Annotated in this window: 26 protein-coding genes; 11 read left to right on the plus strand and 15 right to left on the minus strand. The window is 46.3% G+C overall.

What is annotated here, in order from left to right:
* The first annotated feature begins 6 nt into the window (after positions 1-6).
* The 3 genes from mvaD (at position 7) to fni (ending at position 3244) form a co-directional block, all read left to right on the plus strand.
* Entirely contained in the window at positions 7-984 is a 978-nt protein-coding gene (mvaD, locus tag ACWQAU_RS04370) for a diphosphomevalonate decarboxylase (protein ID WP_003644361.1), read from the plus strand.
* A gap of 50 nt (positions 985-1034) precedes the next feature.
* On the plus strand, positions 1035-2126 hold the full coding sequence (locus tag ACWQAU_RS04375; RefSeq protein WP_027821437.1) for a phosphomevalonate kinase: 1092 nt from the start codon (positions 1035-1037) through the stop codon (positions 2124-2126).
* Between the two features lie 71 nt (positions 2127-2197).
* Positions 2198-3244 carry a type 2 isopentenyl-diphosphate Delta-isomerase gene (gene fni / locus ACWQAU_RS04380; protein ID WP_027821436.1) on the plus strand — a complete coding sequence of 349 codons (1047 nt, stop codon included), beginning with the start codon at positions 2198-2200 and terminating at the stop codon, positions 3242-3244.
* Positions 3245-3400: 156 nt separating this feature from the next.
* Here the strand turns inward: fni and ACWQAU_RS04385 are convergent, their stop codons facing one another.
* The 5 genes from ACWQAU_RS04385 to ACWQAU_RS04405 all read right to left on the minus strand — a co-directional run bounded on the left by ACWQAU_RS04385 (position 3401) and on the right by ACWQAU_RS04405 (position 10947).
* Positions 3401-4414 (minus strand): aldose epimerase family protein, encoded by a 1014-nt coding sequence (locus ACWQAU_RS04385; RefSeq protein WP_027821435.1) that lies wholly within the window; start codon positions 4412-4414, stop codon positions 3401-3403.
* A 24-nt stretch (positions 4415-4438) separates the two neighbouring features.
* Entirely contained in the window at positions 4439-6685 is a 2247-nt protein-coding gene (locus tag ACWQAU_RS04390; protein ID WP_027821434.1) for a glycoside hydrolase family 65 protein, read from the minus strand.
* A 13-nt stretch (positions 6686-6698) separates the two neighbouring features.
* Positions 6699-8045, minus strand: coding sequence for an SLC45 family MFS transporter (locus ACWQAU_RS04395; RefSeq protein ID WP_027821433.1), 1347 nt, complete (start codon positions 8043-8045; stop codon positions 6699-6701).
* 493 nt (positions 8046-8538) lie between these two features.
* Positions 8539-9411, minus strand: a complete 873-nt coding sequence (locus tag ACWQAU_RS04400) for a zinc ribbon domain-containing protein (RefSeq protein ID WP_027821432.1) — start codon at positions 9409-9411, stop codon at positions 8539-8541.
* Positions 9412-9579: 168 nt separating this feature from the next.
* The gene (locus ACWQAU_RS04405) at positions 9580-10947 is read right to left on the minus strand and encodes an RsmB/NOP family class I SAM-dependent RNA methyltransferase (protein WP_024521553.1); all 1368 of its coding nucleotides are present in this window, start codon (positions 10945-10947) and stop codon (positions 9580-9582) included.
* Positions 10948-11094: 147 nt separating this feature from the next.
* On the opposite strand from ACWQAU_RS04405, the gene ACWQAU_RS04410 reads away from it, so the two are divergent.
* On the plus strand, positions 11095-11904 hold the full coding sequence (locus ACWQAU_RS04410; protein ID WP_003644354.1) for a Cof-type HAD-IIB family hydrolase: 810 nt from the start codon (positions 11095-11097) through the stop codon (positions 11902-11904).
* 181 nt (positions 11905-12085) lie between these two features.
* On the opposite strand, the gene ACWQAU_RS04415 is transcribed toward ACWQAU_RS04410, so the two are convergent.
* From ACWQAU_RS04415 to ACWQAU_RS04450, 8 genes are all read right to left on the minus strand, one after another.
* Entirely contained in the window at positions 12086-13585 is a 1500-nt protein-coding gene (locus ACWQAU_RS04415; protein ID WP_003640458.1) for an APC family permease, read from the minus strand.
* 16 nt (positions 13586-13601) lie between these two features.
* On the minus strand, positions 13602-14951 hold the full coding sequence (locus ACWQAU_RS04420) for an aspartate aminotransferase family protein (protein WP_027821431.1): 1350 nt from the start codon (positions 14949-14951) through the stop codon (positions 13602-13604).
* Positions 14952-15389: 438 nt separating this feature from the next.
* Positions 15390-15662 carry a hypothetical protein gene (locus ACWQAU_RS04425; protein WP_027821430.1) on the minus strand — a complete coding sequence of 91 codons (273 nt, stop codon included), beginning with the start codon at positions 15660-15662 and terminating at the stop codon, positions 15390-15392.
* Between the two features lie 139 nt (positions 15663-15801).
* A complete protein-coding gene (locus ACWQAU_RS04430; RefSeq protein WP_003640454.1) occupies positions 15802-16101 on the minus strand; it encodes a hypothetical protein in 300 nt (99 codons plus the stop codon).
* A 92-nt stretch (positions 16102-16193) separates the two neighbouring features.
* Positions 16194-16970 carry a potassium channel family protein gene (locus ACWQAU_RS04435; protein WP_003640453.1) on the minus strand — a complete coding sequence of 259 codons (777 nt, stop codon included), beginning with the start codon at positions 16968-16970 and terminating at the stop codon, positions 16194-16196.
* A gap of 98 nt (positions 16971-17068) precedes the next feature.
* The gene (locus ACWQAU_RS04440; RefSeq protein WP_003640452.1) at positions 17069-17986 is read right to left on the minus strand and encodes a prenyltransferase; all 918 of its coding nucleotides are present in this window, start codon (positions 17984-17986) and stop codon (positions 17069-17071) included.
* Between the two features lie 405 nt (positions 17987-18391).
* Complete coding sequence (gene lysA, locus ACWQAU_RS04445) at positions 18392-19717, minus strand: diaminopimelate decarboxylase (RefSeq protein WP_003640451.1); 1326 nt, start codon at positions 19715-19717, stop codon at positions 18392-18394.
* Between the two features lie 72 nt (positions 19718-19789).
* Positions 19790-19984 (minus strand): 2-hydroxymuconate tautomerase, encoded by a 195-nt coding sequence (locus tag ACWQAU_RS04450; protein ID WP_003640450.1) that lies wholly within the window; start codon positions 19982-19984, stop codon positions 19790-19792.
* A gap of 269 nt (positions 19985-20253) precedes the next feature.
* On the opposite strand from ACWQAU_RS04450, the gene ACWQAU_RS04455 reads away from it, so the two are divergent.
* The 3 genes from ACWQAU_RS04455 (at position 20254) to ACWQAU_RS04465 (ending at position 22442) form a co-directional block, all read left to right on the plus strand.
* Complete coding sequence (locus ACWQAU_RS04455) at positions 20254-21693, plus strand: C69 family dipeptidase (RefSeq protein ID WP_027821429.1); 1440 nt, start codon at positions 20254-20256, stop codon at positions 21691-21693.
* 183 nt (positions 21694-21876) lie between these two features.
* A complete protein-coding gene (locus ACWQAU_RS04460) occupies positions 21877-22143 on the plus strand; it encodes a hypothetical protein (protein WP_003640448.1) in 267 nt (88 codons plus the stop codon).
* Between the two features lie 77 nt (positions 22144-22220).
* Positions 22221-22442, plus strand: coding sequence for a CsbD family protein (locus ACWQAU_RS04465; RefSeq protein WP_003640447.1), 222 nt, complete (start codon positions 22221-22223; stop codon positions 22440-22442).
* A gap of 211 nt (positions 22443-22653) precedes the next feature.
* Here ACWQAU_RS04465 and ACWQAU_RS04470 read toward each other — a convergent pair whose 3' ends face one another.
* On the minus strand, positions 22654-22920 hold the full coding sequence (locus ACWQAU_RS04470) for a GlsB/YeaQ/YmgE family stress response membrane protein (protein ID WP_003640446.1): 267 nt from the start codon (positions 22918-22920) through the stop codon (positions 22654-22656).
* A gap of 206 nt (positions 22921-23126) precedes the next feature.
* Positions 23127-23375: a hypothetical protein gene (locus ACWQAU_RS04475; RefSeq protein WP_003644348.1), complete on the minus strand. Its 249-nt coding sequence runs from the start codon at positions 23373-23375 to the stop codon at positions 23127-23129.
* 211 nt (positions 23376-23586) lie between these two features.
* On the opposite strand from ACWQAU_RS04475, the gene ACWQAU_RS04480 reads away from it, so the two are divergent.
* From ACWQAU_RS04480 to ACWQAU_RS04495, 4 genes are all read left to right on the plus strand, one after another.
* Positions 23587-24483, plus strand: a complete 897-nt coding sequence (locus ACWQAU_RS04480; RefSeq protein ID WP_003640443.1) for a diacylglycerol/lipid kinase family protein — start codon at positions 23587-23589, stop codon at positions 24481-24483.
* 146 nt (positions 24484-24629) lie between these two features.
* Positions 24630-24995 carry a DUF805 domain-containing protein gene (locus tag ACWQAU_RS04485; RefSeq protein ID WP_003640442.1) on the plus strand — a complete coding sequence of 122 codons (366 nt, stop codon included), beginning with the start codon at positions 24630-24632 and terminating at the stop codon, positions 24993-24995.
* Between the two features lie 157 nt (positions 24996-25152).
* Positions 25153-25611, plus strand: a complete 459-nt coding sequence (locus ACWQAU_RS04490; protein ID WP_003640441.1) for a universal stress protein — start codon at positions 25153-25155, stop codon at positions 25609-25611.
* A gap of 27 nt (positions 25612-25638) precedes the next feature.
* The gene (locus ACWQAU_RS04495; RefSeq protein WP_003640440.1) at positions 25639-26124 is read left to right on the plus strand and encodes a TspO/MBR family protein; all 486 of its coding nucleotides are present in this window, start codon (positions 25639-25641) and stop codon (positions 26122-26124) included.
* Positions 26125-26156: the final 32 nt, after the last annotated feature.

The following is a 26156-nucleotide window of genomic DNA, read 5'->3' on the forward strand; positions in this document are numbered from 1 at the left end:
GACATAGTGAAAACCGTTACGGCAAAGGCCCATACTAACATTGCGTTAGTTAAATATTGGGGGAAAAAAGATGCGGCGCTAATGCTACCACAAAATGGGAGTATTTCGCTGACCCTTGATCACTTCTATACCCAGACCAGTGTGACCTTTGATGAGCATCTCGATACTGACCAAATTTACTTTAACCATCAACACTTACCCACGGGCAAATCAGCACGAATCAGCCAGTTCCTCGACCTTATTCGCCAGCGCAGTGGTCAAACCAACTATGCAACGGTCAAAACTGAAAATCATGTGCCGACCTCAGCTGGCTTAGCCTCTTCCGCCTCCGGATTCGCGGCCTTAGCAGGGGCTGCTAGTCGTGCGGCTGGCTTACAACTAGATGCGGCTGATCTATCACGACTAGCACGCCGTGGCTCAGGTTCTGCGACCCGCTCAATTTTTGGCGGTTTTGTCGAATGGCATGCCGGCCATGATGATCAGAGTTCTTACGCGGAAGTCTTACAAGACCCGGTCGATTGGGACATTCAAATGATCGCCGTTGTTTTGAAGGCCACCAAAAAGCCAATCAGCTCAACGGACGGCATGGCACGGGTCGTCGCGACATCCCCCTACTATCCAGCTTGGATCACCACGGCTGAGACGGACTTGAAGCGAATGCGCCAAGCCATTGCCGATCGTGATCTCACTACTGTTGGCCAAATTGCTGAAACGAACGCAATGCGAATGCACGCGCTTAATTTGAGCGCTGAGCCCGCCTTTAACTACTTCACTGCGGATACACTGACGGCCATTCAAGCAGTCAACGACTTGCGTTCACACGGGATAAACTGTTATTATACTTTGGACGCTGGCCCAAACGTCAAAATCATTTGTGCGGGTCAAGATACCGACACCATTATGACCGGGTTACAACAACATTTTGACGCTGATCAATTAATCGTCGCTAAACCAGGTCCAGGTATCACGATAACGGAAAAATAATTCAGTTTAATTTAAAATGATCAGCGATGGTCATGAAAGGATATGATGGCATGATAACGGTGAAAGCCCCTGGAAAACTCTACATTGCCGGTGAATACGCCGTAGTGGAAAGTGGTTATCCAGCAATTATTGTTGCACTAGATCAATTTGTGACGGCAACGATTTCACCTAGCGAAACGATTGGGAGCATCGTTTCTGAGCAGTATCAAGAAAACTCAATCGTCTGGCGACGTCAGGGAGACGCGATGGTTTTTGATAATCGTGACAATCCCTTCCATTATATTTTAGCAGCGATCAATCTCACTGAAAGTTATGCCCATGAATTAGGGCGTGAACTTGGTGTTTATCATCTCGGTATCAATAGCGAACTCGATAGTGCTGATGGTAAAAAATACGGTCTCGGCTCTTCAGCAGCAGTGACCGTGGCAACCGTCAAAGCACTATGTCAGTTTTACCATTTACCGATGGATAAAAATAAACTGTTCAAATTAGCCGCGATTGCCCATCTATCCGTGCAAGGCAATGGTTCGCTTGGTGACATTGCTGCCAGCGTCTATGGTGGCTGGATCGCCTACCATTCATTCGATCGGCAATGGTTACACCTACAACAAGCTCAGTCAAGCTTAAGTGATTTGTTAACAATGCCGTGGCCCGACCTAAAAATCGAGTTACTGACCCCTCCAGCAGCCTTACGTTTGATGATTGGTTGGACGGGTTCACCGGCCTCCACATCACACTTAGTCGATAAAGTGGCCTTAGTCAAGGCGAAGCAACGCAGCGAATACCAGACCTTTCTAAAAGCCAGCAAAGCTTGTCTAAAACGTATGATCACTGGTTTTCATCACAGTGACTTGCACGTGATTCAAACCGAGTTGCGAACGAATCGTCAACTACTTCAGAAATTGGGCGATTTCAGTCACGTGACGATTGAAACACCCCTGCTGCAGCGTATGATTCAACTCGCCGAAAGTGCTGGCGCGGCCGCAAAGACTTCGGGCGCTGGTGGTGGTGACTGTGGGATCGTTTTGATTGATCAAACCATCGACCCACGACCATTATTAGCTGCGTGGGCTCACGATGGTATCGAACAACTTAACTTAAACGTGCATACGGTTCAGGATACCGTTTTACCAAATTCTTAAGCAGTTTATTGACGAGCCTGGCAGCCTTGCCGGACTCGTTTTCAGATTCTAAATTAATTGGAGGTGGCACCGTGCCACAAAGTCAACAATCTCATCGGAAAGATGAACATGTTTCGTTAGCTGAAAAGTATTTTCATGGCGAACAAGCCAATGCCTTTGACCAGGTCCGGATTCGCCACGACGCGTTGCCGGAAACTGCCGTGGCCGACGTCGATTTAGCCACCACCGTTGGCCAGTGGCATTGGGACAGCCCCCTCTACATTGAAGCGATGACTGGGGGCTCACAGCGAACGGGCGAAATCAACGCTCGTTTAGGCCGCATCGCTGCAGCTTGTGGCTTACCGATTGCGACCGGCTCTCAAAGTGTCGCCATCAAAGATCCCCAAGTAGCCCCCACTTTTGCCACGATGCGTGACCACAATCCGAACGGGCTGATCTTTGGCAATCTTGGTGCCGGCCACCCGTTATCTGCGGCCCAAACAGCGATTGCAATGCTCCAGGCCGATGCGCTCGAACTCCATCTCAATGTCGTTCAAGAAATCGTCATGCCAGAAGGCGATCGTGACTTTCATTGGCTAACTAACATTTCGGACTTAGTCCAAGCCTTAACGGTACCAGTGATCGTCAAAGAAGTGGGCTTTGGTATTTCCCGCCCCACGATGCAACAGCTCTACGCTGCCGGCGTACGCTACCTAGATTTAGGCGGTCACGGTGGGACTAACTTTGTCGACATTGAGAATCGCCGACGTGCTAACCGCGATATGGCCTACCTTCACGACTTTGGCCTCACCACGGTTGAGTCCTTGCTAGGCGTTCAGAACCGACCGGATGATCTCACGGTCTTAGCTGCTGGTGGCGTTCGACAGCCACTCGACATCTTAAAAGCGTTGATGTTAGGCGCTGACGCGGTCGGCATGGCTGGCACCGTGCTACACGCCTTACTCCATCATACGGACGACGAAGTCATTGCGATGCTGACGGATTGGCAGTCGCAATTAAAACGCCTATTTGCACTCGTCGGCGTAACGCGTGTTGATCAATTCAAAAGTAGCCGTATTCAGGACAAGATTCTGTTATCACCTGGACTTGTTAACTACAAGCAATCGATTAAAGATTAAAACAAAGCGTGTCATCACAAATTACGGAATGTCATTCTATACTTGTGATGACGCGTTTTTGTTATAACCAAGTATACCAAAAAAGCAGTGTGCCCCTATGGCAAGCACTGCTTTTTGATCGTGATAAAGAAAATAATTTTCATCATCTATTGATTGCTATTTTGACACGTATTGGTAGCGGTTCACGTACGTCCGTGGCTGACCAGCCCGTAGAACAACATCGCCAAAGCCATGATGATTAATAGCATCCGGCAAGGTTTGCAATTCTACGGCCAGCGCATGGTAGTCCCCTAAACGATACGACTGCGTTCGTTCGGGATTAGCGGTAAAGATAACTAAACCATTGCGATCCGTGTTGATGAGCAGTCGCCCGTGAGTCGTTGCCAACACGCCAGCGGGTTCATCCTGGTGGTCAAGCACATAGCAATCATCGTATTCCGTCCTGCCAGTTTCTTGGATCAATCGATCGAGCTGCGATTGAATCGTTGGCTGCTCACGAAAGTCATACGCTGGTGACGGGACGTAGAAGACGCCGGTCGGGACCTTCTCGTGATTCGTATGAACTAGCTTGGTCGAGTTGATGCGTAATTGCTGGGGATTGATCAGTGCGGCCTGACCATCAAGATTAAAGTAAACGTGACAGGTCGGATTGAATAACGTATCAGCAGTGGTCACCCCGTAATAGCTGATTTGAACCTCATCATCGGCCGTTAACGTATAGCTTATAGTTACTGTCAAGTCGCCTGGAAACCCATCGTCAGCGCTCGCTAGCGTTGTCGTCAATGTGACAGTGTCGCCATCAGGATCAAAACGGGCTCGAAAATTATGCGTTTGTAAGCCATGATCGCCACCGTGTAGCAAATGCCGGCCGTTATTTGGCGGTAAGTGGTACGTCTGCCCATTCAAGGAAAACGTCGCGTTACCGATTCGGCCAGCAACTCGACCCACTGTTTTGCCGACTTGATAAGGCGTCTCGATATAATCCGCCAAGTTATCAAAGTGAAGCACTAATGAGTGTGGCTGGCGGTCGACCTGCACTTCGAAGTCATACCACGTTGCCGCATAACTCAACACTTTTAGTTTGCTATGATAGATATTTTCAATCGTGTATAAATAGACTGACTCGCCTTGATACACACCAAATGGTACTGCAGAAATCGTACGCCTCATTCCCTTCGATCAGTGCGGATTGAACTAGTTCTGTGTCAATGTTTGCGTGGTGCCATCCACTTGAACATCAATCGGTTCCCCGGTAATCAACTTCAAAGTCGTCCCATTGTGATCAACCGTGACTTCAATAATCCGATCACGGAAGACTTGACGGAAAGAATACTTCGTCCATTGTTTTGGTAAGAACGGCCGATAACTCAGTTGTCCATCATGAACACGCATGCCAGCAAATCCTTGGACCATCGCAATCCAACCACCAGTCATTGAGGTGATGTGAAGACCGTCGACCGTATCATTATTGTAATTGTCAAGATCAAGCCGTGCCGTCCGGTTATAGAAAGCCACAGCCTTGTCTTCATAGTGTAAGTCAGCAGCTAACACGGCATGGATGGCTGGTGACAAGCTTGATTCGTGAACCGTCATCGGTTCGTAGAAATCAAAATTGTGTTTCAATTGTGTCTTTGAGAAATCATCAATAAAGTCATACATCACTTGTAACACATCACCTTGCTTGATATAAGGTGACCGTAAGATGTGGTCCCATGACCAATGCTGATTAATTGGTAATTGGTCAGCTGGAATTGCGGAAACGGGCGCTAAATCCTTATCCAGATAACCATCATGTTGAACAAAGATATCCAGATCCTTGTCATATGGTAAATACATCCGATCAACGATATCTTGCCAGTGGGCACGTTCTTCAGCAGTCACGTTTAAGGCCGCTGCTTGGTCGTCACTGACCTGATCTAAAATTTCAAGCGTGTACTTCAACGTCCATTGCGCCAAATAATTGGTATTAAAGTTATTATCAACGTTGTTTTCATATTCATCTGGGCCAGTGACCCCATGAATCATGTACTGCTGATTACGTTTGCTGAAGTGCACTCGGTCTGCCCAGAAACGAGAAATCTCCGTCAACACTTTACTGCCTTCATGTAAGACGTATGATGTATCACCGGTATAACGCGTGTAGTTATAAATAGCAAAGGCAATGTCGCCGTTACGATGGATTTCCTCGAAAGTAATTTCCCACTCGTTGTGGCATTCAATCCCATTGAAGGTCACCATTGGGAACAATGCCCCATCAAGCCCTTGTTGGCGCGCATTATGATAGGCACCATCCAACTGCTTATAACGATACATCAGTAAGTTGCGGGTAACTTCTGGTTTGGTAATCCCCAGGTAAACTGGAACGGCAAATGCTTCCGTATCCCAATAAGTCGCACCACCATACTTTTCACCAGTAAAGCCCTTTGGTCCAATATTCAACCGTGGATCATCACCATAATAAGTACTAAAGAGTTCAAACAAATTGAAACGCATGCCTTGTTGGGCCTCGGTATCGCCTTCAATTTGAATATCTGATTGTTGCCACCGATCGGCCCAGCCCGCTTCATGGGCCGCCAATAAATCATCGAAAGATTGGGCGCTAACCGTATCTGTCAGACGTTGAAGTGCAGTCATAATGGCATCATCAGTCGGATAATCCCGCGACGTAACCACGACGACCCGCTTTTCAAAACTAACGCTGGCCCCAGCTTCTAACGTACCGAAGTAGCGATCAACCGTGGCTGTATCAGTCACTTCGGCCGCTTTATGGGTTAAACTCGTCACATAACTAACTTGCATCCCAGAGGTAAACTGTGGGGTTCCAAAATCATTTGGTACCGTCTGAGCAATTAACCGATCATCCGTAATTTCGTGGACGTTCCAGAAATGTTCATCGTAGTTCGCATCTTCGTTCTTAACGTCAGCATCCAGTGCGGAAGCAACTTTTAATTCCACCGCTTGATCGCTCAAGTTTTCAAACGTCACCTTCTGAACCGAAAGTTCTTTTTGCGCAACACTCAAGAAACGCTCAAAGGTCACGCGAACCCGTTGACCATCTTGATCAACGATAAATGATCGTGTCAAAGTCCCGTGTTGCATATCCAAGTCAAGTTTAAAATCGCTGAAGTTGGCAGTTGCCAAGTCGATCTTAGTCCCATTGAGTTTGAAATTGATTTTGATGAAATTGACGGCGTTGATAACCTTGCCAAAGTATTCTGGATAGCCATTCTTCCACCAGCCAACCCGGGTCTTGTCTGGATACCAGACACCGCCAAGATAAATACCGGGAAGCGTATCCCCAGTATAATCTTCTTCAAAGAAGCCGCGCATGCCCATGTAACCATTTCCTAGACTAGTCATTGATTCTTGCAGCCGTTTGTTTTCTGGTTTGAAATCAGTCGTCAAGACATGCCATGGATTAACATCAAAAATTCGTTTCATAAGTTAATTCCTCCTAGTTTTTGTACGTTTCTTTGATCAAACCAACTGTGCCCGCACCTACTGCAAGGACGATCCCAGCAAAGATGAACATGTTGGCTTGTGAATTGCCAAATAATGGATATAATGCAAAGCTCAATAAGGACGCAACAATTTGTGGCAGGCAGATTGAGCCGTTAAAGAGACCCAAGTAAGTCCCCATGTGTTCGCCAGATAAGGCGTTGGTTACCATCGTCAATGGATACGTATTCATTGCGGCCCAGGCCATCCCAACCAGAATAAATGAGACGACAAGTGCTGATTGACTGTGAATGAAGAAAATTGAGAAGAAGCCAATTGCACCAAGTAATAAACTCAAAGCATAACCAAGTTTATGCCGATTATTCGGAACCTTGGCTAAAACATATGACCAAACAACCGCGGCAACGGACTGAACAGCAGATAAGATCCCGTACCAGTTACCAGCGGCTTGGTAGCCTGCAGAACTGGCATTAGTGGTGTGCCAAACGTTGGCAGCCATTGCACCGGTTGAGTATGTCCATAAGTATTGAAATGCCATCCAGCAGAAGAATTGAACTGAGGCTACTAACCAGAAAACCTTTGGTGCTTTCTTCAAGAGTGCCAACCAGTTACCACCAGATTTATTAGCGCTTTCATCAATGCCGTGATACTTCGCGTAAGTTACGGGATCATATTCCCGCACCCGGGCAATCGTGATAATCGTTGAAACCACTAAGATTGCTGCTCCAATATAAAATGACCAGATCACTGAATTGGGAATAACACCTTTACTAGCCGTATTGGCGACCCCGAACAAGGTCAACAGGAATGGGAAGATTGCCGCAATGACGGCACCAGTATTCAACAAGAAGCTTTGAATCCCATAGGCGTAACTCTTTTGGTCATCGTTGACCATATCCCCGACCATCATCTTGAAAGGTTGCATTGCGACGTTAGACGATAAATCAAGAAATGCCACGGTAATCGCACCAAAAACTAAGGCCGCCATGGAAGCGTAACCAAATCCAAACGAGCCAGAATTGGGTAGTAGTAACATCACGATTGCCGCAACGACTGTTCCCAGAATCAAGTAAGGTAACCGTCGCCCGCCTAAACGTGGGGCCCATGTTCGGTCGGATAAACTCCCAATGATCGGTTGAACGATCAAACCAGCAAGGGGTGGCAAGATGAAAAACCAGCCAAGGTTATTTGGATCCGCGCCTAAAGTTTGGAAGATCCGGCTCATCTGTGAGCTCTGAAGTGTAAATGCCATTTGAACACCGAGAAAACCTAGACTCATCATCCAAATCTTATTGGATGACAGTTTCGGTAATCCGGCCGTTGTTTTAGATGTTTCTTTCACAATAAAGCCTCCCAAAAATAATATCAATCGCTTGAGTACAAGTTAGATTATAAAACCGCTTCCAAAATTATGCAAGCGTTTGCGTGAAATTGCATGAAGGCGTTTTACTTATTGACATCCGTGCCTATTTGGCATGAAATCGGCTAATATCAAGGGTTCAAATAGTATTAGCTGATACATCGATTCATATAAAATTCACATATAATTCATAAAAAAGTCATTATATTGCATGCTGTTGCATGAACAAATAGATGCAGACGCTGAAACGTTGCGTGCCGTTGCACTAATAAACCGTTCCAGCCGACGGATATCATTTTGTAAATAAATAATAATTTTCAATAATCGATTGTAAATCAGCATCGCTTTCCATTACCCGACACTAATTATTCAGTTTTAAAGCGCCAATACGCCATTTTCTGTCGAATATTGGCGCAAAAAAATCGTGTGTTCAGGCCGACTTAGCATAAACACACGATTCCGAATAATTCAGTTATTAATCCGCATTGGCAATCTTTGCAAAGCCATCTTGTAAATCCGTATTTTGTGAACTAGTGAAGTTAAACGTTGTGGCAGTGGCACTGTCTTGCGAGACCAGAACGTCTGGCGAACCATTATGGAAAACATACAGATACGTAATCACGCCACTAGACGCGTTCGGATCAGTGGCCGCGGCAACGACCTGGTACTTCGCATCGGTATCAGCAGCCGTCGTCCACTTGAGCTTGACTGTGTCACCATTGACCGTAATCTTATCTTGGTACTGATTGTTTTTGATGTCTGAAGGTAAATTCAACTCACCAATAGTTACCGACTGACCATCATAAGTCCCCTCGTACGATTGGTTCATGGTATCTTGCCATGACGACATAAACGAGGCTAACTCGCTCGACTTGGTTGTCGACCACAATGCCGTCTGAGTTGCCGTACTAGCAGATGCCTTGGACGATGATGACGACTCGGCTTTTTCCGATGTAGCAGTGTGCAACGAAGACTTGGCCGTTGTTGTTGCCGTCGAATTACTCTGACGCTGGTATCCCAGCCAGTAATAGCCACCACCAAGTGCCACGGCTAATACCACGATCAAAATAACCCAAGACAGTTTTGACGTTGAACGTGGTTGCGCATTTTGACGCGCATGTTGCGCTGAACGGGTGCTAAGTTCAGGTGCAGTCGGTGCAGCTGAAATCGATGTACTGGCGCTCGGTGCTTCTGAAGCAGCCGTTGACGACGTGGATTGAGCAGCAGAACTTACAGCTGACGCCGGTGTTGGTTGCGCTGAACTGGCTGGGATAATCAGCCGCGCACCACAATTTTCACAAAATAACGCGTCAATATCATTCTTTTTCCCACAATTTGGGCAATACATAAACTCTTCCTCCAATATTACGATTGATTGGGTCCATTTGACCATCAACTTGCGTAGATCGTTCCCCCGATTTTACCACGAATCGAATGATTCATGACGGCCGCTGCTCATCACCTGTTCAGCGTCAATCGCACGCGGACGTTATGACTTAGTCAATATCATGTCAGGTTAGAGCGTCGCGTTTTCAGAGGTCGCCAAGAACCGTAAGCCCTTAGGAAAGAAATTTTTAACCGTCTTGGCGACGATTTTTCCAAACCCAACTGGCAACCCATCACAAGTTAAGACCCGAAAACCAGCTACAGGCGCACTTGTCAATTCAAATGTCTCACCATGGACATACAATGCCCACTGTTCACGCGTTATTTCAGTTTTGGGTAAGGACAAATCATCACTCGCTAAGGCTAACGCGTAACTTGGTTCAAACCGTTTCTTCTTAAACGTTCCCAATAAAATCCCGGGGCGAAAGACCTTGAGCTTTCGCGTAACGGGCATCATCGCTGGCACGCCGTATAACTGATCACCATGTGCCTGTAACACGAGCTGTGGTAAACCGGCCATTGCTTGTTTTTTTAAAAAGTCCGTCCATAGCTGCCGTTGCGTGGCGTTTAACTGTTCGCGAACCACTTTTTTGTCCTTGCCCACCGTCGTGCCATGATAGACCAATTTGGCAATAAAGTGACCCTCACCGCGCATCAAGTGCGGAAATAACCGGGCCGCTTTAGCCAGTTCAGGATTGCCATCCGCCCATTCCGGCTTTGCATCGACCATCCCAGCCGTCTTGGCCAGTGGCTCCAGCTCAAACTCAGGATAAGTTTTTAACAGCCAGGCCATCATCTGTTCGTCCTCTTCCGGTGCAAAGGTACAGGTCGAATAAATCAAATGTCCACCCGGACGCAACATCTTGACCGCTTCCGTCAAAATCTCCCGTTGGCGTTCAGCACACGCCGCTGGATAGTCGGGCGTCCAATACTGAACTGCGTCATGATCCTTACGAAACATCCCTTCACCCGAACACGGTGCATCCACCAAGATCCGGTCAAAAAAGCCTGGCAATTCCTTGGCAAGGGCAGCGGGTGTATCGTTGGTAATCACTGTATTGCGGGCGCCGTAGCGTTCCACATTATCGCCAAGGGCGGTCACTCGTTGCCGATTGATCTCATTTGTCACGAGTAGACCAGTCTGATGCAAATAGCTTAACAGATGCGTCGTTTTGCCACCCGGTGCCGCACATAAGTCTAACACTCGTTCACCAGGTTCTGGTTTTGCAAACTCGCCAACGGTCATGGCACTTGGTTCTTGACTGTAGACGGCACCAGCCAAGTGTTCCAGCGCATTGCCGTTCACCTTGCCATAATACCCAATTGGGCTATACGGAACGGGTGCTGTCATCTTGGCGCGCATCGTGGCCGTCACAGTCTTGTTCGGATTAACCCGAAACCCTTTTTCAACAGGGCCATCGAAAGCTGCCAAAAAAGCGGGCGCTTGATCGCCTAGTAGTCGTTGATATTTTTGAATAAATTCTGCTGGTAATTGCACCCAAATTTCCTCCTCAATTAAAAAGCATCCTCAATTAGATTACCACATTTTGCCCCGACTGTAAGGTAGCAAAGATTCGCAATTAGGTGGGATTTATGCTAAATTAAATTAATTAACTGCCGGAAATATGGGAGATGTTTGTTGAATATGGAAAGAAAACTAATTGCGTTAGACTTAGACGGAACCACTTTGAATGCTGAATCCAAACTCAATTCAGCGACGATCCAAACGATGCAACGACTACAAGCAGCGGGTCACATTGTTAGCATTATTACTGGTCGCTCATATCAGGGCTCACAAGCGATCTATGACCAGCTGCGTCTCAAAAGCCCAATGATCAACTTTAACGGTTCTCTGGGCCATTTACCTCACCAAACATGGGCCTCAGAATATCAGTTCACAATCAACAAAGCGATTGTCTTAGCACTCGTTAAATATCGCGAACAATTGGGGATCAATGAAATTATTGCAGAAAATAAAAACAGTACCATGACAGCGGGTCAAGATTTGATTGCTGGTCAATTCTTCCCAGAGATTGCTGACAGCCCCCGACTTACACCAGATACGTTGACTCGTAATCCGAATTCCCTCGTCTTGCTAGTCCAGCTTGATCGGCGGGCTGCCATCATTGACTGGATCACTGAACGCTTTGGCGATCAAGTTGACGTTGGTGTTTGGGGCGGCCCGAATGCCATCCTCGAGATTACCTCCAAAGGCGTCCACAAAGCCAAGGGTGTCGCCTACTTAGCGGATTACTTTCAAATTTCACGGCGCAATATCATCGCCTTTGGTGACGAACATAACGACCTCGAGATGTTAGCATACGCGGGTCTCGGTGTGGCAATGGCCAATGGTACTGACAAGATCAAAGCAACGGCTGACGATGTAACGGCCTATAATAATGATCAAAACGGTGTTGCTCGTTACTTGAACGATTATTTTGCGATTGCGGAATAATCGTTCAGATGCAAGTAGTCGACAGTTGTATCTTAAGTTGCTGACTGCGCATCACTATTAATTTTCGGACTTTACACTAGCTCGTAATCACCACTCAAAAATGGCACTTCCAGATAAAATTCAATTCTGGAAGTGCCATTTTAGTTGTTGTTCAACTATCAAGGGATTGCGTTAGCTAAGTTCAGTCACGCTCTTCAACGGTCGAATCAGCCACCTTCGAAGCTGATTTAGCCGCAGTATCAGTCTTAGACAGACGTTTTTCAGCCAAATATGAGTGACGCATACCATAGCTAAAGTAGATCACTAAGCCGACGATGAACCACACGCCCGCGTATAATTTTGCCTGGATATCTAAGCCCATAAAAACGAACAGTGCGCCTAGAAAGGCAATAGCTGGTAAAACTGGATAGAACGGCATCTTAAAGGCTGGTACCGCAATATCAACACCTTCACGACGCCGCAAAGCATAGATTCCCAGCGAGACAAACATGAAGGCAATCAGGGTTCCCGCTGAAATCAATTGAGCCAGAAAAGCAAACGGGCAAAACGCCCCAATGATAATAGCAACGATTGTTAACACAAGTAGCGCGTTGTTAGGTTGATTATGATGTAACTTGCCAAGCCACTTAGGTAACATACCATCACGCCCAAAGGAATAAATTAGCCGTGACCCTGCTAAAGTCATCCCAATCAGCGCAGTGAACATTCCCAGCACGGCAATGGCCTGAATAACACTGGCAACAATCGGATGGCCAGCTTGTCGTAATGCCCAGCCGACTGGTTCGGCGTTATTAGCATATGATGAATATTTGAACATACCGACTAAGACCAAAGCAACAGCCACAAAGAGCACCACCGCAATGACGAGTGAACCAAGAATTCCTCGTGGCATTGTTTTGCCAGGATTCTTAGCTTCTGCTGAATTAGCGGCAATCGAATCAAACCCAATATAAGCTAAGAAAATCATCGATACCCCGGCATAAATTCCTTGCCAGCCCCCAAAAGCACTACCATCAGCGTTTAAATGGTACTTGGGGATAAACGGGACGTAGTTTTGCACGTGGATCGCCGTCGCACCCACGACGATAAACGTGAGTACGGCTAACACTTTCAACACCACTAACACGTTTTCGACCCGGGAGGCCTTACTGATTCCACGTGAGAGCAGTAACGAGACCAGCGCAATCACCAAGACGGCAATCAGGTCGACCACGCCACCATCAGTCCCAAACGTATTTGACAAAGCCTTCGGTAGAGTTAGTCCTAATGGTGACAAGAGCCCCCGCAGATTGGCGGACAGTCCTGAACCGACGAATGCCAACGCAATAAAGTACTCCGCAAGCAACGCCCAACCAGCGATCCAACCAAAGAATTCACCGAACATTACGTTGATCCACGAATAAGCGGAACCGGCAAACGGCATCGCCGCCGCCATTTCAGCATAAGCAAATGCAACCAGGCCGGCAACGATGGCTGCGACGATGAATGAGAAGACTACCGCAGGGCCCGCATGGTTCGCAGCCACCACTCCGGGTAATGTGAAAATTGACGTTGAAACAATCGTCCCCACCCCTAAAGCCAAGAAGTCCTTGACCGTCAATACTCGAGCTAGGTGAGAATCTTTGTCTTCATATATGCTTGGATCTTCCTTTAAAGTTAACCGTTTTAATAACCGTTGCATCAAAATCCTCCTTATTTTACCAACCAATCTTGCCTCGGGGCCGTTTAACCAGACCCTGTTCAGCAGCAGCCATTGCCTCATCTAATACGGTTAACGCAGTATCTAATTGCGTCTTCGTGATGACTAGTGGTGGTTGGAACCGCAAAATATTTCCTTTGAGCGTTATCATGACGACACCCCGTTCAAAAGCGGCATAAATGACGTCACTGGCAAAATCAGGATCAGGTTGCTGACTCTGCCGGTCTGTCACCAATTCAATGCCCCCGTTCAGCCCGTACATCCGTACCTGCCCAATTTTAGGATGGCGTTGTTGAAGCGCTAAAAACTGTTCCTTGGCATAGCGGCCATAATTGGCGGAACGGGCAACCAACTGTTCATCTGCTAGAACGTCGATTGTCGCCAGCGCCGCCGCACAACAAACCGGATTGGCCGCCGTCGTAAAGGTGTGCGCCGGCGCTGCTAGACTCTCCATCACTTCACGGCGACCGATCACTGCACTAAGTGGTAATCCCGAAGCCAGTGATTTGCCAACGGACATTAAGTCCGGTCGGATTCCCGGGAAGTTTTGAATGCTCCACATCTTCCCGGTTCGTCCCATCCCTTGATTGACCTCGTCGACGGCAAATAAGATACCGTGCTGGTGACAAAAGTCATAGACTAATTGGACATACTCTGCTGGTGCCTTGCGGATACCGCCATCACCTTGAATCGGTTCAATAATGACGCACGCGGTTTCCTCCGCTGGTAAGTATGAGTCAAATGGTGCCTTGAACGCTTCAAAATAGCGTAATGCAAGTTCATGTTCCGTCTCATGCGGCAACGTACGATAACAATCAGGATACGGGACGTGCACGATCCCAGGTAGCAACTGTCCCATCTTACGGACCATATTCAGGCTAACTCCTGAGAGTGACATTGAGCCATACGTTGAACCATGATAGGCATCCGTATAGGCGACTATGTATTGTCGGTTAGTATAGGCCCGTGCAAATTTAATAATGGCATCATTGGCATCCGAACCAGAGTTACCAAAAACCACCTCATTATCAGTGCCGGGAGCTGATTTTGCCAGTCGCTCAGCCAATCGTTGTTCCGGTTGATGATGAAAATATGCTGGCGTGTAATGAATCAACTTGGCTGCCTGTTCCTGAATGGCCTTAACAACGCGAGGGTGCGTATGGCCCACGTTAATGGCCGAAGCACTGGCTAACAAATCGATGTATTGGTTGCCATCAACATCGGTAAGCAGGGCCCCGTGAGCATGGTCAATAACTAAATCATAGTAATTGATTCGTGCCGCCGTCGCCATATAATGGTCTTCACGTTCAATAAGTTGCTGATCCAAACGATGGTTTTGACTAATCATTCGCAAGCCTCCATTAATTTAATAAGACTTATTTTAATCATATTTTAATTTCTATGCAAGTCCTTGCGCCCATATTTTTGTTTACAAATACCCGTCTTTACCAGCACAGCCCTAGCTTTAGCGCTAATCAATTTTTTAATTAATAAGATGTAAATTAAAAAAATCACCGGTTCATTCAACCAATTGCTAACAGCGAATCAACAAGCTGGGATCATTTTAAATTGTGAACGCGACCACCAAACTTGCCTTGCTGGTCGCCATCATTTTCCTCAGCTCACCTGCTGCGCGCGAGGTCCGTGGCGTGCTAGTGCACGTTGGGAATGGATACGCGCTCCCACATTGAACGACACCGCTCAGTGCCACATAAGCGGTACGAAAAAACGATTATCATCCGCCCCCCTATCAAGGGTCAGACAACAATCGTTTGTTTACTCAGTCTCACTTGGCCTTAGGTTTTAAGTAAGCGGCTAGGCCCCAACAGACTAGCCCTAAGACGGTCGTTGCCACCAGCAAACGCAAGCTTTCTAGATTCAGCCCCCGTACGGACCAAGGATGGTAAGTTTGCATCATAGTCGGCACCGTGGCGGCCTCCGCTAACTCGCACCCGGTCAGCCAACCCGTAAAACTCGCAATGATGATTGCCAACACGCGGCAACGTGTTAACGATCTGATTCCGTCGTACTTGACTTGTAACTGATAGCGTGTTTTCATCGAAAAATCACTTCCTCGTGAATTCGCGACCTCGCGGCAATTTGATTAGCCTGAATATAACACGTGAGCATCGTGCCCCCCAACCGTCAAGTACCATTCACAAAGTATCTTTACAGTAAGTAACTGTCATCACGCCGCTTTACATTGTGAATGTAATCGTCGTCCCCCGGGTCATCACGGGCTGCTCGGGTGCTGGTAACATTCCCGCTTGACCAGCTTTAAGCCGCTGAGCTGCTAAGTGCGTAACGGCCGCATACTGAGTCGTTGTGATTGGCACCGAGCAGATTAGCTTTGTTCGTGACTGCTCAAATTGATACCACTGTGCGGCACGTAATGGCACTGGATGCCGCTGTAAATCCCCCACATGAATTTTAAACGTTGATTGACGGGTCACAATTGGGGCTGGTAGCCAGACCCACCGTGTTATTGCTTGTCCCATCTCACCACCACCGTTTCGAATTTGTTACCGTTATTATAGCATAGCAAAACGGACCGCTGCGCCCCATTAAGGGCATCCAACGGTCCGAAAATTCAATGTTGTTTTTTGTAGCCTGATTTTTCTAAACGTTTAACTTGATTTTGTAAATGATCGACCTTCGTCGTCAACGTGTCAATTTTAATCAGTAGTTGTCGCAGCTCGTCATCATGCTGTGGTTCCTCGATCGTGACATTCTGACTGGCTTGCGTTGTGAAGAAGTCAGTAATCGTACTCGTTAACAAACCAATAAAACCAATCCCACCGAACATCAGCCCGACCGCGATCACTTTGCCAACGGCAGTATGGGGCGTATCGTCACCATAACCCACGGTAGTCGCCGTTGTGATGGCCCACCACAGTGAATCTGACAGGCTTTGATGCTCGAAAACGGAAAAGAGCAACGCACTAAGAACAATAATCGCAATACTAATTGAAAACAGGTAGATAAACCCGGTGCTATAGATAAAGCGGTGAAAATCGTGCGTCCACTTACCATCCAGTCCGAGCTTCCAGAACAAATGGTGATATTGGACCATCCGTGCCAAACGCCCAAGTCGAAAGAGTGCAAACACCGGGTGCATGGGAATAATCCCCATCAAATCGAACGCTGAATGAATGAGAAAAGTCTTCCGATCTCGAGAACGAATTAGGCGCACAAAGTAGTCCACCGCAAACATGACTAATAAGCCGTTACTGATGCGGGTTTCAACGTGCCAATCACCGATATGAAACGATAATAGGATCACGTTAACTGCTGACCAGAGTGTCAAAAGTGTGACAATTAAGTGATACACCGCAATTCTTCGTTGCTGTCGCTGTTCTGTTTCCATCCTGCTTACCCCTATTTTATAAACTGGTAATAATATAGTCCACTTTCATAAAAATAACCACGATAAGTGCGAAAAATTAAGTGAGCTTTACTAATTCGTTACAACCAAGTCCCTAAAACAAATAGCACTGGGTATAGAATGAAGAACAGCGAGGCACTCTTGACCGTCGTAATAAACGTCTTCTTTTTATCTTGCACCTCAAAGAACGGGCGCATACCTTGCCACATAATTGGTAGTAAGAGTACGACCCAAATCGTAACAATGGGTGCTAGTCCCAGTAAGACGTTCACGAGCGGCCAAATGCCACCAATAACTAAAAACGCTTGAATCAGCCGTACCGAACCTGGTTTACCAAGGTAGTAGGCCAAGGTGTAACGATGATTCAAAATATCTTCATCACGGTCCGCTGTGTTATTAGCCAGTTGTAGGCAAAAGAAAATCAGGGTCAGTGGTAAACATAGTAAGAAAGTCGTTCCAACGATCGACCAAGTCAACGGATGCTGTCCATACGTCGATACGACCACACAGGTCAATTCAATTAAAAATGCAATTGCTAACGCCACGACCGTCTCACACAGCGGGGTCGCGTTGATTGGATAGGGCCCAGCTGTGTAAAAAATACCAATCACATAGCCAACTAATCCAAGGACGAGCACTAACCACCCAGTCCGCATGACAAGCCAGATTCCGGGAATCAATGAAATCAGGTACAATCCCAATGCTAAGCGGCCGACACCCGCTACGGGTAACTGCAAGCGACCAATCGGATTCGTCTTCTGCGCATAGCCTTCCCGATCACGAGCATGCCGATAATCATAATAATTATCAGAAACATTGACGGCTAAGTCAAAAATAAATACGCTAACTAAACACAGCGTCACGTTAAGCCAATTCACCGTACCTAAGTGATACTGCGCAATGGCGCTTCCGAGAACAAACCACATGATATTAAGTGGTGCCGTATAAATTTCTGTCAGCTCATAGAATACTGGCCAAGTTAGCCATTTTTTAAACATTTTAACAACTCCCCCACCGGTTATTTAAATCGTTAATTATCTATTGGGACCTTATTGACCATCGTCACCGTCGAAGACTTTAACTATCAAATTTTAACAAACTTCACGCCTAACGCAAGCAAAGCGGATAGATTTAACAAAAAAATTAGGGCCAGTATGCAACCGGTCACTTGGAAATCCCACGCCACATGCTGGCACCCCTGCTAGCCATCTTCAGACCAGCGTAATGACTTCATAGCAGCCATTAACATCCTTCAATGATAAGTATACCGTAACTAATAAATTCATACTGCCCATTTTAGCACTGATCCTAGTCAAACGTTGCCACAAGCCCTTCGACGACAGCAGCAGACCTAAAAAAGCATTTCAAGAGCCTAACTCTTGAAATGCTTTTGGGTGACTAATCTACTTGGTTTTCTCCGGCACTGAGAGTGGGAGGTCCAGCCGTGTTAAGTCAGCATAGCTTTCACGCTGCACAACAAGTTGACTATGTCCCTGTTCACAAAAAACAACGGCAGGTCGTGGATTCCGATTGTAGTTGCTAGCCATCGAATAACCGTATGCACCGGTATCTAGGACCGCTAACACGTCGCCTGGTGCAGTGGCCGGTAATTGCTGATTCCAGATCAACATATCACCTGACTCACAGTATTTACCAGCAATCGAGGCTACCTGTTCAGCTGGTAAGGCCGGATTCTTGGCTAATACCGCTTCATACTTGGCCTGATATAAAGCTGGCCGAATATTATCACCCATACCTCCGTCAACAGACAAATACTTCCGAATGCCCGGAATATCCTTCTCATCGCCAATCGTATACAGGGTCATCCCAGCGGTAGCGACTAACGAGCGTCCAGGCTCGATCCAGATTTCTAACATTGGAACTTGTTGGGCTGCAGTTTGCGCGCGCGTTTCCTTAATAATTGCATCGACAAAATCGGTTGGCTGCAGCGGATGATCTTCGGCAGTGTACTTCACGCCAAAACCACCCCCCACATTCATGATCTGTGGGTAAAAATCAAGTTCGCGTTGCCAGCGAGCAAACTCACTAACGAGCTTATCAACAATCATCTCAAAACCATTCACTTCAAAAATCTGTGACCCAATGTGACAATGAATCCCAACCAGTTTCAAATATGGTGCGGCTTGCGCGGCTTTGATAGCCTGGTCTGCTTGCCCACTGTCCAAATCAAATCCAAACTTAGAATCGGCCTGACCAGTTGAAATGTAATCATGCGTATGCGCTGAGATCCCTGGGGCAATCCGCAACATAATCGTGGTCGGCTGTTGCCGTTGCGTCGTCAACGTCGTCAGTTGTCGTAGTTCACCGAAATTATCGACCACGATGGTACCAACACCGGCATCTAAGGCCATGGTTAGCTCGGCCAGTGACTTGTTATTACCGTGAAACGAGACGGCGGCCATTGGGAAATCTGCTTGTTGGGCGGTATACAATTCACCACCAGAAACCACATCACAATGAATGTGTTCTTGGGCGATCAATTGATACATCGCGACCGTTGCAAACGCCTTACTAGCATAACTGATTTGATAGTCCACGTGGTTTTCTTCAAAAACTTGCTTGAATGCTGCGATTTCGGCACGAATTGCACCGGTATCATAGACATACAGCGGTGTTTGATATTTTTTTGCAAGGGTCAATGTATCGACGCCCCCGACCATTAAATGGTGCGCCGAATTTAATGCATCCGTCTTAATTTGTTCGTTCACAGTTTAACCTACCTTCTAAACTTTTAAAAAAAGCCGGCCACGTCATATTCGACCGGTCCGGCAATGAACAACCTATTCTGCTTCTTCGTCGCTCTTTAAGACACCACCAACACTATAGCGATTTTTCTGCATCTCACTTAAAATCACGTGAATGTGTTCTGCTGGTGCACCGGTATTCTTGCTGACCACGTCAGTAACATCTTTCACCAAGTTTTTAAGTTGTTCTTGTGAACGACCAGCAATTAGATCAATGTGTACGATTGGCATGAGGCCACGCTCCTATCTTAATTCACTATTTTCGAATGTTTTAATCTTACTTTAATCTTTTCTATTTTGCAAGCCACGACGTTGTTGATTTAACGGTTCTTTTCTAATGCCCAGCACGCTGACCAATTAAGGCTACCTTGCAAAACTAATCAGAAGCACAAACCGAAAACCCCCATTGATGACTAAACATGCTAAAATTAATTTAACAAAAATGATTATGCCACGATACCGCCATTGACTGCTCGTACCGTGGAGAAAGAAGGCCCCATATGTTGACTCATCAGTTTAATCCTTATTCCGCCTGCACTAGTATCCTAGTGGGTAAAAATGCCAGCGCGGATGGTTCGACCATGATTGGCCGTAATGAAGATTCACGCGCCGCTTGGGCGAAAAAAATGATTATCCACGCGCACCGCGAATTCGAAGAACCACAGACCTTCAAGTCTCAGGATCAAACTCATCCCTTTACCATGACCCTGCCAAAGATTCGTGCGAAATACACAGCCACCCCTGAATGGACTGCCGAATATGGCCTGTTCGAGGAGGATGGCATTAACGAGTACAGCGTGGCAATGAGTGCTACTGAAAGTGCTTACTGTAATACACGCGTACTGGCTGCTGACCCGTATGTTAAGGACGGCATCGGTGAAGAAGCAATGGTCACTGTCACCTTACCGTACATTCATTCTGCTCGTGAAGGCGTTGAACGTCTCGGGCATATTATTGAAGAACACGGCACCTACGAAACTAACGGGATTCTCTTTAGTGATGTCAACGAAGTTTGGTACATGGAAACTGGTGCTGGTCATTACTGGGTCGCACAACGAATCCCGGATGATGCCTATGCAGTCGTTGCTAACCAGCTTGCAATCCAAGAAATCGACTTTAGTGACCATGACAATTATCTTTATGCTAAAGACATTCGTAATTTTGTATTAGACAATCAGTTAGCTTCAATGGACAATGGACTGAATTTCCGGGAAGTCTTCGGTACGGCCGACCTTTCTGATCGATATTACAACACGCCTCGCGTTTGGTATGGTCAAAGATGCTTTACACCAAGTGTCACCCAGACGCCTGAGTCGTTTGACTTACCGTTCATTCAACGGGCGGATGGCTTAATTCATATTGACCAAGTCCAAGGCTACTTAGCGTCCCATTATCAAGGCACACCGTTTGATCCCGTCGGCCAGGGCACTGCTACGGAGAAACATCAGTATCGGCCCATCAGTCTCGCCAAGACGCAAGAATCACACGTCTTACAATTGCGACCGGACCTTCCCGTCACGCTGAGTGGGATTCACTGGCTGGCGATGGGTGTAGCCGCTGAAAGTGTCTACGTTCCATTCTATGCCGGTGCTACGACCACTCCAGCAGCTTATCAAGTTGCTACAGAAAAATACGATGCTACCTCAGCATACTGGATTTTCAAGCACGTCGGTATCCTAGTCGACGCCCACTACCATGAACTACACGGGGAATTACAAACAGTACAAAAGGAATTGGCGATTCAACTTGGTCACCACATTATTGTCACGGATCAGCAAGTTGCCGCTTTGACTGGCGACGAACTCGCTATGGCACTGACCAAAGCCAATCAAAAAGCCGCTGACCAGGCCTTGAACACAATGCAAGCTCTCGCCGCTGACCTGATAACTAAAAGCACCGATATGTCACCGTTGAATTACGATACTGATTTAAACCTATAAATCACACCCCCTATCCGTTTTTGAGGGTAACCATTATTAATGTGCCACGGCTTTCGGACTGGTCAAAATGCGCTTAGTTCCGTTACTATCCAAATAAAACTCGGTGCACGCCGTTAGCCTGGCAATGGTGTATTTTTTCTTAGAAACCATCAGCATGATTATTTCTAAGGGAGGTTACCATTGATGACCACGTTAAAGTATCTACGCCATAGTATCTTAATTGCGTGTTTTTTAAACTTGATTTTTGCCCTGACTCATTGGGCCGGCATTGCCAGCGACCATCTGTTGATCGCTACAAATTACGGGCTCAGCGCCCTGATTATTTTAATGGTTTTGTTGAACACGATCGTTTTGACACATCATCCGACAATCATGCTCCCCCAGCGACAACAAATTTGGCTGATCAACTTTGCTGCCCTACTGATTGCCTTTCTGACCGAGTGGTTATGAGCATTGTGCATATTGGTTGCGTTTTGTCATCACTTATCGCAAACTAAGGTTAATTCTTATATTAGGAGGCGCTTTTTATGAGTGATGTTAACAAGAAGTTCGATAGCAAGAAGGACCAGTTGAGCGGCAAGGCCAAAGAAGTCGAAGGTAAAGTAACCGGGGATCGTGCACGTGAGGCCCAGGGCAAAACACAATCCTTAATGGGCAAAGCTAAGGACAAATTAGCTGACGCAGAAGAAACTGTTAAGGGCGTCGTGGATGAAGCTAAGGATAAAATGAAGAAGAAATCTGACGATTAAAATTTGTCGTGGGCACGGCGCAAACGGATGGTGATCAAAATCACCATCCGTTTTTTTATGATTACGCCACTTCAAATGAGAGCCCCCATCGGCGCACACAAAAACAACTTCGAGTAAGCTAGTACCTCGAAGTCACCTGTGGGGCTGTTTAGGGTGATGTTTAACATTTTTTGATGCCGAGCGTAACAGCCAGGCTGTCAATTGGCACTGTTCAATTGTGTTTTGACCGTCGAACCCGTGCCCACTGAACCACGAACATCATTATCAGAACGACGGCAATTGCACCGATTGCGGCTGGTATCACAGTCATTCCGGCTAACTCAGGCCCCATCGGCCCCAGCACACCTTCACCAATGAGTGCCCCAAGAACGCCAGCAATAATGTGACCGATCCAACCCCGCGATTGACTGGGGCTCATGATAGCACCTGCAAAAGCACCAACCGCCGCGCCAACAATCATTACCCATAACCAATGCATGCTGTCATCCCCTTTTTAGCGGCGGTGTTTGAACTGCCGCACTTCTCGAAACACAGTCAATCCTAATTGCCCAATTGCAATCAATAGTGACAATTTACCCCAAAAACCAGGGGTCTGTCGTTTAATTTTAGCCATTACGGACACCTCCATCTTTTGATAACGCTAACAAGTGCTACTTCAACAAATCCTTTTATGCCTAATCACAATTACTGCGGCTGAAGCGCCTGGGCAGCAACGGTTCCGATCACAATAAGTATCATCGCCCCGCTCACGACTGGCAACAACGTCATTCCAGCAACTGTTGGCCCGAACCATCCAAAAGACAGCTGGCCACCAAGTGCACCGAATAAGCCTGCGATTAAATTAATTGTCGTTTGACGCCGACCATGTGCGCCTACCGCATTTGCAACGATACCTATTGTTAGTCCTAATATCGCAACACCTATCCATCCCATTGTGAACACGCTCCATCCCGATATTGTGTGATTAAAATTATCATAACTATAATATTTATATTGAGCAATCAAAATGCTCATTGACCCGACTAATTCAGTAATGATGCATATCATTTCCAGTCAAACTAGTGTTCAAGCTATACTGAGACTATCAAAAGCTTACTAAATAAGCGATGAATAAACTTAATTTTTTAATCAAGAGGTGATTGTCATGGCAACAACTTACGGCATTTTCTATAACGGACAAGCGGGTAATGGGCAAGCGGCAACCGTCGCCCATCAAACCGCGCAAGCGCTATCGAACCACGGCATTGAGTCTCAATTACTGACAACACCAGGAATCCCCCGGGCAATTGCGTTAATTAAGCAAACGCTTCCTCAACTGTCAGCACTAATTGTTATTGGTGGAGATGGCACACTGAACGTTGCAATGACAGCCCTAATCCAAGCTGAAGCACATATTCGTATCGGCGTTATTCCCATGGGAACGGTTAATAATTTTGCCACCCGCTACCAGTTACCAACTGACCCCCAAGCGGCCATCGAACTAATTTGTACTCAGCCGGCGACCCAAGCAGTCGGCATGCTAGTTTGTAATCAACGCCGGGCAGTCGTGAGTTCACTGACATTCGGTAATTTGGCTGACATTTCCAATGAAGTTCGACAATCTGAGAAGCAGCGATTCGGTAAATTAAGCTATCTTTACCGTGCTATTCGCCATATTGGTCACAATAAGTCACTGCCAATTCGATATCAATTCAAACACGAAGGAAGCCACACCTTAAAAACATGGTTCTGTTTGATTACAACGACCAAATCAGTCGGTGGACACGTCTATAGCGCGTCTGCTCCAGGAAAAATGCATATTAGTCTACTTAACAACATTGGCTGGCGGCAAGTAATTCCATATTTTTGGTTCGCACTAACGGGGAACTTGCAAAACTCCAAGGCCATTACACAGCTAACGGCAACCAGTGCACGAATTACGAGTGCAACTGGTCAAGCCGTGACGACACGTATTGACGGCGACCCAGCGGTTAAACTACCAATTGAATTGACCTATTTGACGGACCGCTTCGAATTGATCGTACCAGCAGTCATCGAATAACGACGTATTTTTTATTAATATAATCAACATATTGATTGCGTACTATTAACTTTTTGATTATAGTTAAACATAGTTATTAATTAATCCCAATTAACACAGGGAAAAAATAATAATGTTCACATCATAACTTTATTGGGGGGATTACGATGGCATCTGCTTATCGCAAATTTTGGGACAATCTTTTAAACTTTTCGGGTACAGCAACACGCTCTGAGTACTGGTGGCCCGTTATCATTAACTACATTCTTGGTGGTATTATCATTGCAATTATTCAGATGATTATGGGACACCCCATCGAGGATATTTACAATTGGAGCGATCTGAGTGTTAATACGATGAGTAAACTCATCGCATTAATCGTTTGGTTAGGAACACTCTCGTTGAAGTTTCGGCGATTGCATGACAGTGATCACACTGCATGGTGGATTTTAATTGACTTAGTTCCAATAATTGGGACCATTTGGTTCTTCATCTTAATGGTGTTGCCGTCACGCTCAAATCGTTGGCAATAATTTAACTAGGCGCAACTTTTATTGGCTAAGCGGCCCATAATGGTTGCGCCTTTTGTGACTGAGCGCTGGCAGTTAATCATATTAATAGACGCACTAATTATGTGAATGTTATCATTAATATAATAAATAACATCATTTCATTTAGGAGGTCCTGAGGATGTATCAAAATATTCTAGTCCCGCTTGATGGCTCTGATAATGCCTACATGGCTTTAAAACACGCGGTCAAACTAGCCCAGACGTTTAAATCTAAATTATTTCTGGTCAATGTTATTGATATTACACGCCTGAATGCGTATAGTCCTGCAGCTTACGGGGGAACGCTATATACAAACCTTCTAAAAGTCGCAAAAGATAATAGTCAGGACATTCTGGATCGTGGTCAGCAAATGGCTTCGGCAGCACAAGTCGAATCCCTACCAATTCAAGTTAATAGTTCACCAAAAGCTAGCATTGCAACTGATATTCCCCAAAAATATGCAATTGATCTAATCGTCATGGGCAAATCCGGCACCAACGCGGTTTCTCGAATTTTGCTAGGCTCAACAACCGCGTACGTCGTACAAAAAGCGGAAGTCAACGTGACAGTCATTAACACAATTGACGACCCTGATTAGACGACTAATAGAAGGAAGGAAAAATCAATGATCAAAGAACGCCCTAAATTCAATTGGCTTCATCTGCTCATTTTCATTGTGGTCGTCGAAGCAATCGGTGGTCTGTCGGCATGGCTCGCGGGAGACATTAAGGCCGTTTACAATGGGCTCAACTTGCCAGTACTATCACCACCAGATGGCCTCTTTGGCATCGTTTGGCCGATCCTATATGCGCTGATTGCGATTGCTGGTTACTTAGTTTTCCAGCAGGCTACGACACACCGTGACCGCCTCATGGACGCCACCCTGTTTGGTATCCAGCTGTTACTAAACTTTATTTGGAGCATCATCTTTTTCAACCAGTCGGCTTATTGGTGGGGCTTAGTCATTATCATTGTGCTTGATTTAGTCGTCTTACTTTGCATATTACAGTTCTATCGCAGTAGTCGGCTAGCCGCAATTTTGATGGTCCCCTACTTGGTCTGGATCTGTTTTGCAACTTATTTGACATTAGGCGTCGCATTATTAAATTAAATATAATCGCAAATCAAATAACGGTCCCATCA

This window comes from Lactiplantibacillus sp. 3062, from assembly GCF_055413545.1.